We start from the raw sequence: 14,927 nt of genomic DNA on the forward strand, positions 1-14,927 counted from the left end.
CGGAAGATCGTCGAACCGATCAGCGGTCGAGGGCACGCAGCGGTGGCCCCGGCCACTGCTCGCGTGGCGGGTACGCCAGCTGGTACAGCTCGTCGTTGATGCTCAGGTTGCGGTTGTACGCGGGATCGTACTGCAAGGCTTCGCCCCACCGGGTGCGCATGAAGACCACCTCGCCGTTGAAGCGCTCCATCTTCTCGGGGGACGTCTCGTAGCCGCGCGTCGCGGACTCGTGGTGGTACAGCTCCGCGTACGGGGTCCATACGTTGCGATAGCCCGCCTCGCGCAGCCGCAGGCAGAAGTCGACATCGTTGAACGCGACGCCCAGCAGCGGGTCCAGGCCGCCGACGCGTTCGTAGGCCTCGCGGGTGACGACCAGGCAGGCGGCCGTGACCGCGCTGAGCTCCTGGATCAGGCGCGCCCGGCTCATGTGCCCGGGGTAGCCGCGGCCGTGGCCGGCATAGGCGTGCGCCGCCACCCCGTGCGCACCCAGGATCACGCCCGCATGCTGGATGGTGTCGTTGGGGTAGTACAGCATCGCGCCCACCGCACCGACGCCCTGGCGGCAGGCGTGGCCGACCATTTCCTCGAGCCAGCCGGGGGTGATCACGGTGATGTCGTTGTTCATCAGGCACAACACGCTGCCGCGCGCCGCGGCCACCGCGTGGTTGTTGATGCGCGAATAGTTGAACGGCGCGTCATACGTGACGACGCGGATCCGCGCATCGCCGCGCAGCGATGCGAGGTAGTCCAGCGCATCGGGTTCCGACGACTGGTTGTCGACCACCACGATCTCGTACGCGGGGTACGTGGTCTTTTCGACGATGGAGTCGATGCAGGCCTTCAGCAGTTCGACCTTGTCACGGGTCGGGACGATGATGCTGACCAGCGGGGCCGGATCGGGCACCGCGTAGCGCACGCGGTAGTTGCCGTGCTGCCCGGGGATCTCCTCCACGCGCCCCGTGGACGCGGTGCGCTCCAGGTGCCCGGCGATCGCGCGCAGCCCGGCGTGGTGAGCATAGCCCTTCTCCTGTGGCGCGAGCGCGGTGGAGCCCTTGATGGCACGCCAGTGGTAGAGGACCTTGGGGATGTGCCCCACCTGGTCGGCGCGGATGCGCTCGATGCAGCGCAGGGCCAGGTCCCAGTCCTGGCTGCCCTCGATGCCCACCCGGAAACCACCCACCTCGCGCACCATGGCGGCGTCGTACGCGCCGAGGTGGCTGATGCAGTTGTGCGACAGGAACAGGTCGTAGTTCCAGTCCGACTTCATGTACGGATCGAAGCGGACACCGTCCTCGTCGATCTTGTCCTCGTCGCTGAAGATCAGCTTCCAGTCCGGGAAGCGGTTGATCGCCCCCGCCAGCTCGGCCAGCGCGCGCGGATGCAGTTCGTCGTCATGGTCCAGCAGCACCAGCCAATCGCCCGAGGCCGCCTCGATCGCGCTGTTGGACGCGGCGGAGATGTGCCCGTTGCTGTCGCGGTGGACCACCTTGATGCGCGGATCCGCCGCCGACAGCTCCGCGAGCAGCCTGCGCACATGCGGCGAGGGCGAGGCGTCATCGGACAGGCACAGCTCCCAGTTGTCGTACGCCTGGCGGCGGACGCTGTCCACGCACTGGCGCAGCCAGCGCTCCTCCGTGTCGTACACCGGCACGATGATCGAGAACAGCGGCTGCACCGCGAGCGAAGCCGCCTCCCTGGCGGCCGCTTCGAGCACTTCGGTCGAGCAGGAATCGTAGAGGTCCACCCAGGTCTGGTAGCCGACGTTGGCGCTGCCGGCCGGTGCGCGCGCATACAGCGCGTACAGGTGCGCGGCGAACGCCCGCGCGCCGCCGGACAACAGCTGCCCCGCGAGGCCCGCCACGCGCCGCAGGGTCTCGCCCGCGCCAGCGTCGTGGTCGCCGAGTACCTCGCGCAGCATGGTGCCGGCCGCCTCGCGGCGCCCGACGCGTCGCAGCCGCAGGTCGTCGAGCCGGAACCTGCATACCGCGACCGCCGGATCCAGGCGCAGGCTGTGCACGTGGTTGGTGAACAGCACGATCGCGCGCTGGCGCCCGCCACCCGCTGCGCGCCACGGCACGAATACCTTGTGGCGTTCCAGGTCGGGGTCGCCATAGTCGGGATAGAAGTAGCTCCACGGCTCGGGGCCCTGCAGGAGCTCCAGCGCCGCGTCCACCTCGTACCAGCCCGCCTCGAGCCCGCCCCCGGGCAAGGTGCAGCGGAACGCGGGGTCGTTGCCGACCGCTTCCCACGCGTGTTCTTCGGCAAGGGTGCGCACGTGGTTGATCGGCTGCATCGGCAGCGCCACGCTCGCGCCCGCGGATGCGCGGGCGTCGTCAATCTGCTTCATCGGATCATCCGGGGTCGATCATTGCGGCGCGGCGCGGGACGCGCCCGCGAGCGCGTCGGCCAGCCACGACCGCAAGCCGCGGCGGGGGGGCGAAGCGAGCGCGTTGGCCGCGCCGTGCGCGAGCGAAAGGTTGGGATTGTAGGCAGGGTCGTCGTGCAGCAACGTGCCCCAGCGATCGGTCATGAAGGCCACTTCGGAGTGGAAGCGGCGCAACTTGTCTTCCGTGTCCTCGCTGCCGCGGCTGGCCGACTCGTGGTGGTACAGCTCGGCGTGCGGGGTCCACAGGTTGCGGTAGCCGGCCCTGCGCAGGCGCAGGCAGAAGTCGATGTCGTTGAACGCCACCATCAACGCCTCGTCCAGGCCGCCGACGGCGTCCCATGCCGACCTGGTGACCACCAGGCAGGCGGCCGTCACCGCGGTCATGTCCTGGACGAGCATGGCCCGCCCGTCTTCGCCCGCGCTGCCGCGCGGCTGGCGGGAATAGACATGGCCGGCCACCCCGCCCAGGCCCACCACCACGCCCGCGTGCTGGATGGTGTCGTCGGGGTAGTAGAGCATCGCGCCCACCGCGCCGATGCCAGGCCGTATCGCGTGCGCGACCATCTCGTCGAGCCAGTCCGGCGAGATCACTTCGATGTCGTTGTTGAGCAGCGCCACCACCGCGCCGGTGGCCTGCGCCACGGCGAAGTTGTTGATCGCCGAATAGTTGAACGGCCGGTCGTAGCGCAGCACGCGAACGCGCGGCCGCGCGTCCAGCGACGCCAGGTAGGCCAGCGCCTCGGCGTCGCTGGATCCGTTGTCGACGACCAGCAGCTCGAAGTCCGGGTAGGTGGTGAGCGACAGGATGCTCTCCACGCAGAGGCGCAGCAGGTCGACGCGGTCACGCGTGGGGATGACGATGCTGACGCGCGGCGGTGGCGCCGGCAGCGGCCAGCGCAGGCGCGCGCCGTCACCGACCGCGTCCACCGCCATCACGCGGTCGCCGAGGTGCTCGCGCAGCGCGGCGCGGCGCGCTTCGGCGCGCGCGGCCGGTTCGCCCACCGCGCCGTCGGGCCAGTGCGACAGCACCATCGGCACGTGGACCGACGCCACGTCGGCAAGCCCGACGCAGCGCAGCGCGAGGTCACCGACAAGGGCAGGTGCATGGTCGGTGCGGAATCCTCCTGCCCTGCGGACAAGGGCGGTCTCGAACAGCACCGCGGCCCCGATGTAGTCGCGTGCGAGGAACAGGTCCGGGTTCCAGTCCGGGCGAAAGCCCGGCGCATGGCGGCGCCCGGCCGCGTCGATCCGGTCGCAGTCGGAATAGACCAGGCCGGCGCCGGGATGCGCGGCCGCGGCCATCGCAAGCGCCGCCAGCGCGTGCGGCGCGAACACCGGCGCGCCCTCGATCACGCCGATCCAGGCGCCGCCTGCGGCGGCCAGCGCGCGGTTCCAGGCGGCCACGTCGTCTGCCGGTCCGGGGACGATGCGGACGCGGCTGCTCTGCGCGATCGCCGCGTCCACCGCGGCGCGCATCGGCGCGGACAGCGCCTGCGCGTCGCAGACCAGCAGCAACTCCCAGTCCGGATAGGCCTGCTCGAGCAGGGAAGCGATGCAGGCCTGCAGCAGTTCGTGGCGCTCGCCCGACACCGGAAGCAACAGCGACAGCAGGGGCCGCGCCGGCAGCGCGCGAACCGCGCAGCGCAGCGCGGCCAGCTCGGCCGGTGTCGGCGAATCGTACAGGCCGATCCACCGGGCATACGAGCCCGGCGGCTCGCGCACGCGATCCGGCCCGCCGGCGAGCAGCCACGCGCATGCCGCCCGGTGGCCGAAGGATTGCGCCATTGCCGCCGCGCGTGCGAGCACGTCGGCGGCCGACTCCGGGTGTGCCGCCGCATCACGCGCGAGCAGCTCCACCGCCAGCGCGGCCGGCGCCACGCGCTCGAGCGTCAGCATGCCAAGCCGGAAGCGGCCGGCGCACTCGCTGGGGTCGAAGCGGGCCGGGCCGGCCAGCGCCTCCACGCACGCGAGCGCGGTCCAGTGCCGCGGGCCGTCGGGCACGAGCTCGAAGCGTCCCGACTCGGTCCAGCCGCTGCCGGAATCGAGGTAGAGGCAGGGCCGTTGCAGGTGTTCGCCGTCGAGTTCGACGCTGATGCGCAGGGCGCCGCCATCGCGAACCGATTCCGGCAACTCCACCAGCAAGTACGGGTCGTCGCCGGTGGCCAGCCACGCGCCATCGGCGAGCGGCTCAAGCTGGTGCAGCGGGGAGTACCGCAGCACCTCCAACCGCGGCACGTCGACGGCCGCTGCGCCGCCGGTCACCGCCCACCTCCACGCAGCCGCCGCGCCCAGCGACGCCAGAACAGGTTGTCGATCGAATCCGCCACGTGCCGGACCTGCCCGTGCAGCGAGGCGAGCTCCGCCCGCAACGCGTCGCCATCGCGCGCGGACTGCTCGCGCGCTGTCGCCGCGATCGCCGACGCGTTCTCGACCATGGGCGCGAGCGCGGCCAGCGACGTTTCGGTGCGCCCCAGGACGCCGGCCAGGGCCACCAACTGCCGCTCGAGCCCGGCGATGCGTTCATCGCGCGCAGCGCCCGCGGCGACCAGCGCCTGGATCGCGTCGGCCAGGCCGGATTGCCCCGGCCCGTCCGCACGCGTGTCGATGGCGGCCGCGAGCCCGTCCATGCGCGCCGACAGGGCCTGCAGCGTCCGGGCCAGGCGCGCGCCGGCAGCGTGGTCGGCGTCCTGCCCGCGGCCGATCGCCGCCAGGACGCGCGCGAACGCATCGGCCGCCGCGACGCCGTCGGCCTCGCGACGCAGCACCAGTTCCAGGTGCTGCCCGCCGCCGACAGCACCGAGGCCGCGGACATCGAGCTCCAGCGAAGGGCGCCCGCGATCATTGGAGAAGGCGATGGCGCCCGGTCCTGCGGCGTCGCCCAGGCGCTCGTGCGCCGCCATCACGCGCCGCGCGAGGTCATCGACAGGCGTGCCGGCATACACCATGTGCGTGACGCTGTAATGGCCCGAAATCGCGGCCGGCTCCAGCAGGATGAAATCGACCGATGCCGCCGGCAGCGCGAAGCGCAGGCTGACGCCATCGTCGATGCCGACCACCACGCCGGCGACGCGGCGCGCGGGGTCGTACCCCTCGCCCGCGCAGCGGTAGCCGAGGCGGGGCCCGGCGTCACCCTCGGACACCACGCCGGACACGGCAAAGGCCAGCGCCGATGGCACGCCCGCCCCGTGGCTGGAATCCGCGCCCGGGGGTTGCGTCATGGAGTGACGCTGTCCAGTGCCGCCTCGATGTCGGCCATCAGGTCGGCCACGTCCTCCACCCCGACGCTCAGACGCACCAGCGCATCGCTGATCCCGAGCACTGCGCGGCGCTCCACCGGGATCGACGCATGCGTCATCACCGCCGGATGGTTGACCAGGCTTTCCACGCCGCCCAGCGACTCGGCCAGGGTGAAGATCTTCAGGCGCTCGCAGAAGCGCGTGGCACCGGCGAGGCCGCCCTTCACCACCACCGACACGATGCCGCCGAAGCCGTCCATCTGGCGCGCGGCGAGCGCGTGGTGCGGATGCGACGGCAGGCCGGGATAGATCACCTGCTCGATCGCCGGATGGGACTCGAGGTGCTTCGCCAGCGCCAGCGCGTTGTCGCAGTGCGCGCGCATGCGCAGGTGCAGCGTCTTCAGCCCGCGCAGTGCGAGGAAGCTGTCGAACGGCCCCTGCACCGCGCCCACCGAATTCTGCAGGAACGCCAGCTGCTCGCCGAGATCGGCGTTGTCGCCCACCACCACCATGCCGCCGACCATGTCGGAGTGGCCGTTGAGGTACTTGGTGGCCGAGTGCAGCACCATGTCGGCGCCATGTTCCAGCGGGCGCTGCAGGATCGGCGAGGCGAAGGTGCTGTCGACCACCATCAGCAGGCCGTGCCTGCGGGCGATCGCGGAGATCGCCTTCAGGTCGACGACCTTGAGCATCGGGTTGGTGGGGGTTTCGACCCAGACCATCCGCGTCTGCGGCGTGATCGCGGCTTCGAACGCGGCGGGGTCGGTCAGGTCGACGAAGCTGAAGTCCAGCGCCGCGGTGCGCCGGCGCACGCGCTCGAACAGCCGGTAGCTGCCGCCGTAGAGGTCGTCCATGGCGATGACGTGCGCGCCGCTGTCGAGCAGCTCCAGCACGGTCGCGCTGGCGGCGAGGCCGGAGGCGAACGCGAAGCCGCGGCTGCCGCCTTCAAGCCCGGCCACGCAGCGCTCGTAGGCAAAGCGGGTGGGGTTGTGGGTGCGCGAATACTCGAAGCCCTGGTGCACGCCCGGGCTGGACTGCGCGTACGTGGAGGTCGCGTAGATCGGCACCATGACCGCGCCGGTGGAGGGATCCGGCGACTGCCCGGCGTGGATCGCCCGGGTGCCATGGCCCCACCCGGACGTGTCCGCGCCGCCGTGTCCCTGATCGTCGTGCATGCCTTCACATCCGCTTGAAAAGACTGCGGATTGTAGCATCGGGCCAGCGGTGGCCAGCCCCGCGGAGGGGCTCAGTTCACCCGGCGGCGGAGCCAGTTCAGCAAGTCGATCCGGGTGATCAGGCCGAGGAAACGGCTGCCGTCCATCACGATCGCCACCTGGCCGCGGTCGAACACCGGCAGCAGCGACTCGATCGGCGATTTCACGTCCAGCACTTCCAGCTTGCTGGCCATGGCGGTCGACACCGGGTCGCGGAACCGGGCCTCGTCACCGTAGACGTGCAGCAGCACATCCGACTCGTCGAGGATGCCGACCAGGTCGTCGCCGTCCATCACCGGCAGCTGCGAGATCTCGTACAGCTTCATGCGCTGGTAGGCGGTGACCAGCAGGTCGTTGCGCCCGACCACCACGGTGTCGCGCTGCGAATACGGGCGCAGGATCAGGTCGCGCAGGTCGCCGTGCTGCTCGCGCTCGATGAAGCCGTTGTCGAGCATCCAGTAGTCGTTGTACATCTTCGACAGGTACTTGTTGCCGGTGTCGCAGACGAACACCAGCACCTTCTTCGGCGTGGTCTGCTCGCGGCAGTACTTCAGCGCCGCGGCCAGCAGCGTGCCGGTGGACGACCCGCCCAGGATGCCCTCCTTGGCCAGCAGCTCGCGCGCGGTCAGGAAGCTCTCCTTGTCGGTGATCGCATAGGCCTTCTTCACCCGCGAGAAATCGGAGATCGACGGCAGGAAGTCCTCGCCGATGCCCTCCACCATCCAGCTGGCCGACTTGTCGCTGAGCGTGCCCTCGTTGATGTACTCGGCAAGGATCGAGCCGACCGGATCGGCCAGCACCATCTCCACGTCCGGCGCCTGCGTGGCGAAGCAGCGCGACAGCCCGCTCATCGTGCCGGAGCTGCCGCAGCCGAAGACGATCGCATCCAGCCCGCCGACCTCGGCCATCTGGCGCAGGATCTCCGGGCCGGTGCCGTGCTCGTGCGCGGCCGGGTTGTCGGGGTTGCCGAACTGGTTGATGAAGTACGCCCCCGGCGTCTCGGCGGCGAGGCGCTCGGCCAGGTCCTGGTAGTAGTCGGGGTGGCCCTTGGCGACGTCCGAGCGGGTCAGTACCACTTCCGCACCCATCGCCTTGAGGTTGAAGATCTTTTCCCGGCTCATCTTGTCGGGGACCACCAGCACCAGCTTGTAGCCCTTCTGTTGCGCCACCAGCGCCAGGCCGATGCCGGTGTTGCCGGCGGTGCCCTCCACCAGCGTGTCACCCGGCTTGATGTCGCCGCGCGCCTCGGCGGCCTCGATCATGCTCATGCCGATGCGGTCCTTGATCGAACCACCGGGGTTCTGGCTTTCGAGCTTGAAGTACAGCTCGCAGCAACCCGCATCCAGGCGCCTGGCCTTGACGATGGGGGTATCGGCGATGAGTCCGAGGACGGAATCGTGGATGGGCATGCCGGACGGCCTCACGTAACGGGGCGGCGATTATCGCATCGCGCGTCGCGGTCCGTTGCGTGGCCCCGGCAGGTGGCGCGTGCGCGGCGGCGACCGACGAGGATGGCCGCCGCCGCGCACGCTTGCCTGGTTACGGCGTGGGGGGAGTGGAATCAGTGGGTCAATGTGTCGAACATCTGCGCCAGGCGGTCCTTGGCGACGAGCTTTTCGCGCTTCATCTGCGCCAGCCTGGTGTCATCGATCGGCAGAACGCCGAGTTCCGCGTCGAGCACCTTCTTGTCGAGTTCCTTGTGCCGGTGGTAGAGCTGGCGGAACTCCGGGTTGGACTTGAACAGCTCGTCCATTTCGGCCTGCGGTTGACCTTCGAACATGGAGACCTCCTTTCAGCTGTGGCCCGCGCGGCCCACCGCGCGGACATGCAAAAACGCCCCGGACCCTGCGGCCCGAGGCGTATCGTTTGAAGCTGGACCGGCGCGTTCCGGACGCCCCCTCGGGAACGTCCGCGGGGCCTTGCCCGCGGCGACATTCCCGTTGGAGTCGCACGATTCCGTCACGTCACCCTTCCGCTCCGCCAGGCGGCCTCACCGTAGGTGGTCGCCGCCTGCAGGACCGACCCTACTCCTCCCGACCTGGGGGGGCAAGGCCACCGCGGAGGGTGCGGACAGCCGCCGGACAGGCGGCCGCCGGACCCGCTTCCGGCGTGCTTGCGGGCGTCAGCGCGGGCGCCTGGCGGGACCCGGCACATCCCGCATCAGCTCGGCTTCCTGGCGCTTGAGCTCGGCTTCGCGCTGTCGCGCCGCACGCAGCTTGGCGGCCTGTGCGCCGGCCACGTCGTCCAGCACGCCTTCCACCTGCTGGCGGGCGCTGGATTCCTCCTCGGCCGCCAGGCGCAGGCGCTCGGCCTCCTCGGCCTGCACCTGGGCCTGGATGCGCAGCCGCTCGGCCTCCGCGCGGGCGCGGGCGGCATCCTGGCGGCTGGCTTCCACCAGCAGTTCGCTGCGTTCGCGCTCGAGGCGATCGAGCTCGCGCCGGTCGACGGCGTTGCCTACCGCGATTTCCGCGGTCTCGACCCGCCATTCGGCGACCTGGCGTGCGTCCGTGCGCCCCTGGCCGCTCCTTGCGGCCGCCAGCGCATCCACCGCCTGGCGGGCCTGGAGACGCTCGTACGCGGCCAGCGTGTTGCGTACGGGATCGGTGTCGATCGCCTGCAGGCGGGACTCCAGGCGCGCCAGTTCACTCGCGGCCTGCGTGCGCGCCGGCGCCTGCCCGCGCGGCTGGACCTGCGCCATGGCCGGCGTCGCCAGCAGTGCGATGGCGATGGCCGTGGCGGCGATGATGCGGGTCATGGCGTGCCCTCCATGCCGAGGCGCTGGCGCAGGCCAGCCACCTCGCTGCGGCGCTGTGCAAGCGCGGATGCGGTCTGCGCCTGCTCGCTGCGGGCCTTGGCGAGGTCGGCCGAAGCCGCCGCCAACTGCGCCAGCACGCGTGCGTCACGCTCCTGGCCGGCCGCCATCGCCGACTGGGCGCGGCTCAGCGCGGTGCGTGCGCGCTCGAGCTCCTCCGGCGCGTACTGCTGGGCATCGGCGGCATCGGCGCGCGAGACCGCCTGTTGCGCGGTGGTGAGTTCGGCCGTGGGTGGTGGCAGGCTCGCGCAGGCCCCGAGTACGAGCACCGGAACGAGACACAGGCCATGCAGGGCCGTCTTGAATTGTGCGAAGCTTGTGCGCATAGGGGGTCGTGCCGATTGGGGGATCGCGCGGCCATTGTTATCAGCATCCGCCCGGTACGCAACGTGCCGGCGCGACGCGACAGGGGATATCGGCAATGGACATCGGCTATTTCCTCAAGCTGATGACGGAAAAGAATGCCTCCGACATGTTCCTGACCACCGGTGCGCCGGTGTACATCAAGGTCGAAGGCAAGCTTTACCCGCTCGGCAATACCGGCCTGCCTCCCGGCATGGTGAAGAAGATCGCCTACTCGCTGATGGACGAAGGCCAGGTGCCGCAGTTCGAGCGCGAGCTGGAGCTCAACATGGCGCTGTCGCTGGCCGACTCCGGGCGCTTCCGCGTCAACGTGTTCAAGCAGCGCGGCGAGGTCGGCATGGTGATCCGTGCGATCCGCAGCACCATCCCCTCGATCGAGGAGCTGCAGCTGCCGTCCGTGCTGAAGGACATCATCATGGCCCCGCGCGGCCTGGTGCTGATCGTTGGCTCCACCGGCTCCGGCAAGTCGACCACGCTGGCGTCGATGATCGATTACCGCAACAGCACCACCCCGGGGCACATCCTCACCATCGAGGATCCGATCGAATACCTGCACCGGCACAAGAAGTCGATCGTCAACCAGCGCGAGGTCGGCATCGATACCCACGCCTTCCACAACGCGCTGAAGAACGCGATGCGCGAGGCGCCGGACGTCATCCTGATCGGCGAGATCCTCGACGCCACCACGATGGAGGCCGCGATCGCGTTCGCCGAGACCGGCCACATCTGCCTGGCCACGCTGCACTCCAACAACGCCGACCAGACCATCGAGCGCATCCTCAATTTCTTCCCCGAGGCGGCGCACAAGAACGTGCTGATGAACCTGGCGCTGAACCTGCGTTCGGTGGTCTCGCAGCGCCTTGTCGTGGGCACCGACGGTCGCCGGATGCCGGCCACCGAAGTGCTGATCAACACGCCGATGATCCGCGACCTGCTGCGCCGCGGCCAGGTGCACGAGATCAAGCAGGCGATGGAGGAGTCGCTGGAGGAAGGCATGGAGTCGTTCGACCAGTGCCTGTTCCGGCTGTTCAAGGACGGCCGCATCGAGCGCGAGACCGCGCTGCGGGCAGCCGACTCGCGCGACGGCCTGGACCTCAAGTTCCGCCTGTCCGAAGGCGGCGACGAGCACGACCCCTACGCCGACGTCTTCGACACCGGCCACGCCTCGCACTGAGGCGTCAGGCCATTTCGGGCGCGTCGGGCTGGCGCTCGGGGCGCGCGGCGTCGAATGCCGGAAGTTGCAGGCAGTGTTGCTCGATGCGCGCGATGATCGGGAACGCCGCCATGTCCACGCCGAACCGGCGCGCGTTGTAGACCTGCGGCACCAGGCAGCAGTCCGCCAGGCCCGGCGCGTGGCCGTCGCAGTATTCGCCGGTCGAGACATTGCCGGCCAGCAGCGCCTCGAGCGCGCGGAAGCCCTCGACGATCCAGTGCTTCACCCACACGTCGCGCTCCGCGCCGGGCACGCCCCAGTCGCGCTCGAGGTACTGCAGCACGCGCAGGTTGTTGAGCGGATGGATGTCGCACGCCACCAGTTGCGCCAGGCCGCGCACGCGGACGCGGTCGCGCGCGGTGGACGGCAGCAGTGGCGGCGTGGGCCACATCTCGTCCAGGTACTCGAGGATCGCCAGCGACTGGCGCAGCATGCGCTGGCCGTGTTGCAGCACCGGCACGAGCTGCTGCGGGTTCATGGCCGCGAAGTCGGGCTTGTGCTGTTCGCCACCGTCGCGGACCAGGTGCACCGGGGCGATGTCGTAGGGCAGCCCCTTGATGTTCAGGCCGATGCGCACGCGATACGCGGCGCTGGAGCGCCAGTACGAATGCAGGCACAAGGATTCATTCACGGTCGCCACCTGGCCACTCCTCCCCCCGTTCCCCAAATCATCCCGCCTGGGCGGGGCCGGCGCGCCGCTGGCGTCCCTCAGGGTGCGCCCTGGTGCTCGATCCGCTGCTCGATGGCACCGAAGATCGTCTCGCCCGCGGCATCGAACATCTCGATGCGCACGGTGTCGCCGAAGCTCATGAACGGCGTCACCGGCTGGCCGTGCTCCAGCGCCTCGACGGTCCGCTTCTCGGCGAAGCACGATGCGCCGAGCGTGGTGTCCTCGTTGGCGATGGTGCCGGAGCCGACGAGGGTGCCCGCCGACAGCGGCCGCGTCCTGGCCGCATGCGCGACCAATTGCGCGAAATCGAACTGCATGTCGACGCCGGCCTCCGGTGCGCCAAACCATGCGCCATTGACATGGGTGACCAGCGGCCGGTGCAGCTTGCTGCCGCGCCACGCGTCGCCGAGCTCGTCGGGCGTCACGAACACCGGCGACAGCGCCGAACGCGGCTTGGACTGCAGGAACCCGAAGCCCTTGGCCAGCTCGCCCGGGATCAGGTTGCGCAGGCTGACGTCGTTGACCAGTCCGATCAGCTGGATATGCCCGGCGGCCTGCTCCGGCGTGACCGCCATCGGCACGTCGTCGGTGACCACCACGATCTCGGCCTCGAGGTCGATGCCGTGTTCTTCGCTGGTCACCCGCACCGGGTCGCGCGGGCCGAGGAAGCCGGCGCTGGTCCCCTGGTACATCAGCGGATCGGTGTAGAAGCTCTCGGGCACCTCGGCACCACGCGCACGGCGCACGCGCGCCACGTGCGGCAGGTAGGCGCTGCCATCGAGGAATTCGTAGGCGCGTGGCAACGGGGCTGCAAGCTGCGCCGGTTCCACGTCGAAGGCGCCATCGGCGTCGCCGGCGTTGAGCGCGTCGGACAGCGCCACGAGGCGCGGCGCGATGTTGGACCAGTCCTCGAGCGCCTGCTGCAGGGTCGGTGCGATCCCTGTCGCGCGCACGGCACGCGCGAGATCACGCGACACCACCACCAGCGTGCCGTCGCGGCCGCCCTCTTTCAAAGAACCCAGCTTCATCACCGCTCCGCGAAAGCCACAATCCGCCGATTGTAGCGGGGCGGTGGGTGGCGTGTGGGAGAGCATTTTTTGCTCTCAATCCTCACCCTGGAACGCACCTGCCCGGTAGGTCAGGACGAGGGTGTCGCGGTGGCCGGTGGCGTCGGCGTCGAGCGGCTGGATCGGGGTCGACTCGTGGATCATGCGGGTGTCGTCCAGCAGCAGCAGCGACCACGGGTCCTCGAGCGTGAAGCGGTGGCCGTCGGGGCCGGCGGCATCGAACACGCGGGTCTCGCCGCCCTTGATGCCATGGCGCTCGACGACGAACACGGCGACGAAATCGACGCCGTCGCGATGCGCGCCCTCGGGCGTGGGCCGGCCGATGCCGTCGCTGGTGTCGATGCGGAACTGGTGCGCTTCCACGTACCACGGAATGGCGGCGCGGACCTGCGAAAACAGCGTGCCCAACGCTTCCAGCAGCCGCGGCCAGGCAGGCCTTCCCATCACGCCCGGCGAAAGCGGCTGGTACATGCGCTCCATGCCGCCATGCAGTGCGTTGTAGTCGAGCGACTGCCAGTGCGCGCGATGCGGGGCGAGATGCGCGCCCTCGCCGTCGACGATGAAGCAGGAATGCCGGCGCCGCCGATAGCTGCCGCCGTCGCGCAGGTAGCCGTCGAGCGGCAGGTCGCTCCAGCCGACCTGCAGGCCGGCGACGTCCACCGGCGTCATGCCCGCAAGTGCGGCGACCATCGCGGGCGAGAGTACGGCATACCCGTCATCGCGCAGCGCCGCCAGCACGCCGTCCTCGGCGGTATACGGCGGGGGGAAGGTCATGGCCATGTGCGGACTCCGGCAGGCGGAAAGGACGAAGCCCGCACGTGGCGGGCTTCGGGCCTAGCTTGGATGTGGCAGCCCCGGAAGGATTCGAACCTCCGAATGCCTGAGTCAGAGTCAGGTGCCTTACCGCTTGGCGACGGGGCTATGGAGCAAATTGTAACGCAGGATCGCGCGAGGCGATCCTGAATACCTCGATCAGCGCTTCGAGAACTGGGTGGCGCGACGTGCCTTGTGCAGGCCGACCTTCTTGCGCTCGACTTCGCGCGCGTCACGGGTCATGAAGCCCGCCTTGCGCAGTTCGGTCTTGAGGGTCTCGTCGTACTCCACCAGCGCGCGGGCGATGCCCAGGCGGATGGCGCCGGCCTGGCCGGTGGTGCCGCCGCCGTGCGTGGTCACGTAGATGTCGAAGCTCTCGGTGTTCTTGGTCAGCTCGAGCGGCTGGCGCACGATCATGCGCGCGGTCTCGCGGCCGAAGAACTCGTCGAGCGGACGCTCATTGACGGTGATGGTGCCGGTACCGCGGCGCAGGAACACGCGGGCGGTGGAGGACTTGCGACGGCCGGTGCCGTAATTCTGGGTGATTGCCATGTTCAGATATCCAGGACTTGCGGCTGCTGGGCGGCGTGCGGATGTTCGGCACCCTTGTAGACCTTGAGCTTCTTGTACATCGCACGGCCGAGGGTGTTCTTCGGCAGCATGCCCTTGACGGAATGCTCGATCACGCGCTCCGGGTGGCGCTGCAGCGCCTGCGCCAGGGACTCGGACTTGAGGTTGCCGATGTAACCGGTGAAGCGGTAGTACATCTTGTCGGCCAGCTTGTTGCCGGTCACGTGGATCTTCTCGGCGTTGACCACGATGATGTAGTCGCCGGTGTCGACGTGGGTGGTGTAGACGGGCTTGTGCTTGCCACGCAGGCGGCGCGCGATTTCGGTGCTCAGGCGGCCAAGGGTCTTGCCGGTGGCATCGACGATGAACCAGTCGCGCTGGACGGTCTCGTTCTTGGCAATAAAGGTTTTCATCGGGAACTCTCAGGGGTGACTGGTCGGGTTGGTTCCGGGCCTGGGCCGGGAACTTCGCCACGCGTTTTCACGTTCCGGGAACGCAAGAGGCGGAATTGTACCGGCCGGCCGCGTTCGCCGCAAGTTGGAGGTTGGCTGGCCCTTCGGGGCCGGTGGCCGGCACCGATCGG

The 14,927-nt window shown here is 69.7% G+C and carries 14 protein-coding genes and 1 tRNA gene; 1 reads left to right on the forward strand and 14 read right to left on the reverse strand.

The genetic code is table 11. The features are described 5' to 3' along the window. Positions 1 to 19: 19 nt before the first annotated feature. The 8 genes from H5368_RS07505 to H5368_RS07540 form a co-directional block, all read right to left on the reverse strand. Complete coding sequence (locus tag H5368_RS07505) at positions 20 to 2,347, reverse strand: glycosyltransferase family 2 protein (RefSeq protein ID WP_255486385.1); 2,328 nt, start codon at positions 2,345 to 2,347, stop codon at positions 20 to 22. 18 nt (positions 2,348 to 2,365) lie between these two features. Beyond that, positions 2,366 to 4,648 (reverse strand): glycosyltransferase family 2 protein, encoded by a 2,283-nt coding sequence (locus H5368_RS07510; protein ID WP_182822903.1) that lies wholly within the window; start codon positions 4,646 to 4,648, stop codon positions 2,366 to 2,368. Continuing rightward, positions 4,645 to 5,604 (reverse strand): hypothetical protein, encoded by a 960-nt coding sequence (locus H5368_RS07515; protein WP_182822905.1) that lies wholly within the window; start codon positions 5,602 to 5,604, stop codon positions 4,645 to 4,647. Before H5368_RS07515 ends, H5368_RS07510 begins: the two co-directional genes overlap by 4 nt. Beyond that, positions 5,601 to 6,797, reverse strand: coding sequence for a cystathionine gamma-synthase (locus tag H5368_RS07520; RefSeq protein ID WP_182822907.1), 1,197 nt, complete (start codon positions 6,795 to 6,797; stop codon positions 5,601 to 5,603). Before H5368_RS07520 ends, H5368_RS07515 begins: the two co-directional genes overlap by 4 nt. A 71-nt stretch (positions 6,798 to 6,868) precedes the next feature. After that, positions 6,869 to 8,245, reverse strand: a complete 1,377-nt coding sequence (locus tag H5368_RS07525; RefSeq protein WP_182822909.1) for a pyridoxal-phosphate dependent enzyme — start codon at positions 8,243 to 8,245, stop codon at positions 6,869 to 6,871. Positions 8,246 to 8,397: 152 nt separating this feature from the next. Then, a complete protein-coding gene (locus H5368_RS07530; protein ID WP_182822911.1) occupies positions 8,398 to 8,616 on the reverse strand; it encodes a YdcH family protein in 219 nt (72 codons plus the stop codon). A gap of 342 nt (positions 8,617 to 8,958) precedes the next feature. Continuing rightward, complete coding sequence (locus tag H5368_RS07535) at positions 8,959 to 9,591, reverse strand: hypothetical protein (protein ID WP_182822914.1); 633 nt, start codon at positions 9,589 to 9,591, stop codon at positions 8,959 to 8,961. After that, positions 9,588 to 9,974, reverse strand: a complete 387-nt coding sequence (locus tag H5368_RS07540; RefSeq protein ID WP_182822916.1) for a DUF4398 domain-containing protein — start codon at positions 9,972 to 9,974, stop codon at positions 9,588 to 9,590. Before H5368_RS07540 ends, H5368_RS07535 begins: the two co-directional genes overlap by 4 nt. 95 nt (positions 9,975 to 10,069) lie before the next feature. On the opposite strand from H5368_RS07540, the gene H5368_RS07545 reads away from it, so the two are divergent. Further along, entirely contained in the window at positions 10,070 to 11,185 is a 1,116-nt protein-coding gene (locus H5368_RS07545; protein ID WP_182822918.1) for a PilT/PilU family type 4a pilus ATPase, read from the forward strand. Between the two features lie 4 nt (positions 11,186 to 11,189). Here the strand turns inward: H5368_RS07545 and maiA are convergent, their stop codons facing one another. The 6 genes from maiA to rplM all read right to left on the reverse strand — a co-directional run bounded on the left by maiA (position 11,190) and on the right by rplM (position 14,757). Next, on the reverse strand, positions 11,190 to 11,855 hold the full coding sequence (gene maiA / locus H5368_RS07550) for a maleylacetoacetate isomerase (protein ID WP_182822920.1): 666 nt from the start codon (positions 11,853 to 11,855) through the stop codon (positions 11,190 to 11,192). 77 nt (positions 11,856 to 11,932) lie between these two features. Further along, positions 11,933 to 12,922 carry a fumarylacetoacetate hydrolase family protein gene (locus H5368_RS07555; protein WP_182822922.1) on the reverse strand — a complete coding sequence of 330 codons (990 nt, stop codon included), beginning with the start codon at positions 12,920 to 12,922 and terminating at the stop codon, positions 11,933 to 11,935. A gap of 75 nt (positions 12,923 to 12,997) precedes the next feature. Next, entirely contained in the window at positions 12,998 to 13,741 is a 744-nt protein-coding gene (locus tag H5368_RS07560; protein WP_220486512.1) for a 2OG-Fe dioxygenase family protein, read from the reverse strand. Between the two features lie 66 nt (positions 13,742 to 13,807). Continuing rightward, positions 13,808 to 13,882, reverse strand: a tRNA-Gln gene (locus H5368_RS07565). 51 nt (positions 13,883 to 13,933) lie between these two features. Continuing rightward, positions 13,934 to 14,326 (reverse strand): 30S ribosomal protein S9, encoded by a 393-nt coding sequence (gene rpsI, locus H5368_RS07570; protein WP_182822924.1) that lies wholly within the window; start codon positions 14,324 to 14,326, stop codon positions 13,934 to 13,936. Between the two features lie 2 nt (positions 14,327 to 14,328). Then, complete coding sequence (rplM, locus tag H5368_RS07575; RefSeq protein ID WP_182822926.1) at positions 14,329 to 14,757, reverse strand: 50S ribosomal protein L13; 429 nt, start codon at positions 14,755 to 14,757, stop codon at positions 14,329 to 14,331. Positions 14,758 to 14,927: the final 170 nt, after the last annotated feature.

It is taken from the genome of Luteimonas sp. MC1782 (assembly GCF_014164605.1).
In the GTDB taxonomy this organism is placed as follows: domain Bacteria; phylum Pseudomonadota; class Gammaproteobacteria; order Xanthomonadales; family Xanthomonadaceae; genus Luteimonas.

What these genes read in the sequence shown, in the direction of transcription:
- H5368_RS07505 (WP_255486385.1), bottom strand. Translation starts at nt 2,347, where the DNA reads ATGAAGCAGATTGACGACGCCCGCGCATCCGCGGGCGCGAGCGTGGCG.
- H5368_RS07515 (WP_182822905.1), bottom strand. Translation starts at nt 5,604, where the DNA reads ATGACGCAACCCCCGGGCGCGGATTCCAGCCACGGGGCGGGCGTGCCA.
- H5368_RS07520 (WP_182822907.1), bottom strand. Translation starts at nt 6,797, where the DNA reads ATGCACGACGATCAGGGACACGGCGGCGCGGACACGTCCGGGTGGGGC.
- H5368_RS07525 (WP_182822909.1), bottom strand. Translation starts at nt 8,245, where the DNA reads ATGCCCATCCACGATTCCGTCCTCGGACTCATCGCCGATACCCCCATC.
- H5368_RS07530 (WP_182822911.1), bottom strand. Translation starts at nt 8,616, where the DNA reads ATGTTCGAAGGTCAACCGCAGGCCGAAATGGACGAGCTGTTCAAGTCC.
- H5368_RS07535 (WP_182822914.1), bottom strand. Translation starts at nt 9,591, where the DNA reads ATGACCCGCATCATCGCCGCCACGGCCATCGCCATCGCACTGCTGGCG.
- H5368_RS07540 (WP_182822916.1), bottom strand. Translation starts at nt 9,974, where the DNA reads ATGCGCACAAGCTTCGCACAATTCAAGACGGCCCTGCATGGCCTGTGT.
- H5368_RS07545 (WP_182822918.1), top strand. Translation starts at nt 10,070, where the DNA reads ATGGACATCGGCTATTTCCTCAAGCTGATGACGGAAAAGAATGCCTCC.
- H5368_RS07555 (WP_182822922.1), bottom strand. Translation starts at nt 12,922, where the DNA reads ATGAAGCTGGGTTCTTTGAAAGAGGGCGGCCGCGACGGCACGCTGGTG.
- H5368_RS07560 (WP_220486512.1), bottom strand. Translation starts at nt 13,741, where the DNA reads ATGGCCATGACCTTCCCCCCGCCGTATACCGCCGAGGACGGCGTGCTG.
- rpsI (WP_182822924.1), bottom strand. Translation starts at nt 14,326, where the DNA reads ATGGCAATCACCCAGAATTACGGCACCGGCCGTCGCAAGTCCTCCACC.
- rplM (WP_182822926.1), bottom strand. Translation starts at nt 14,757, where the DNA reads ATGAAAACCTTTATTGCCAAGAACGAGACCGTCCAGCGCGACTGGTTC.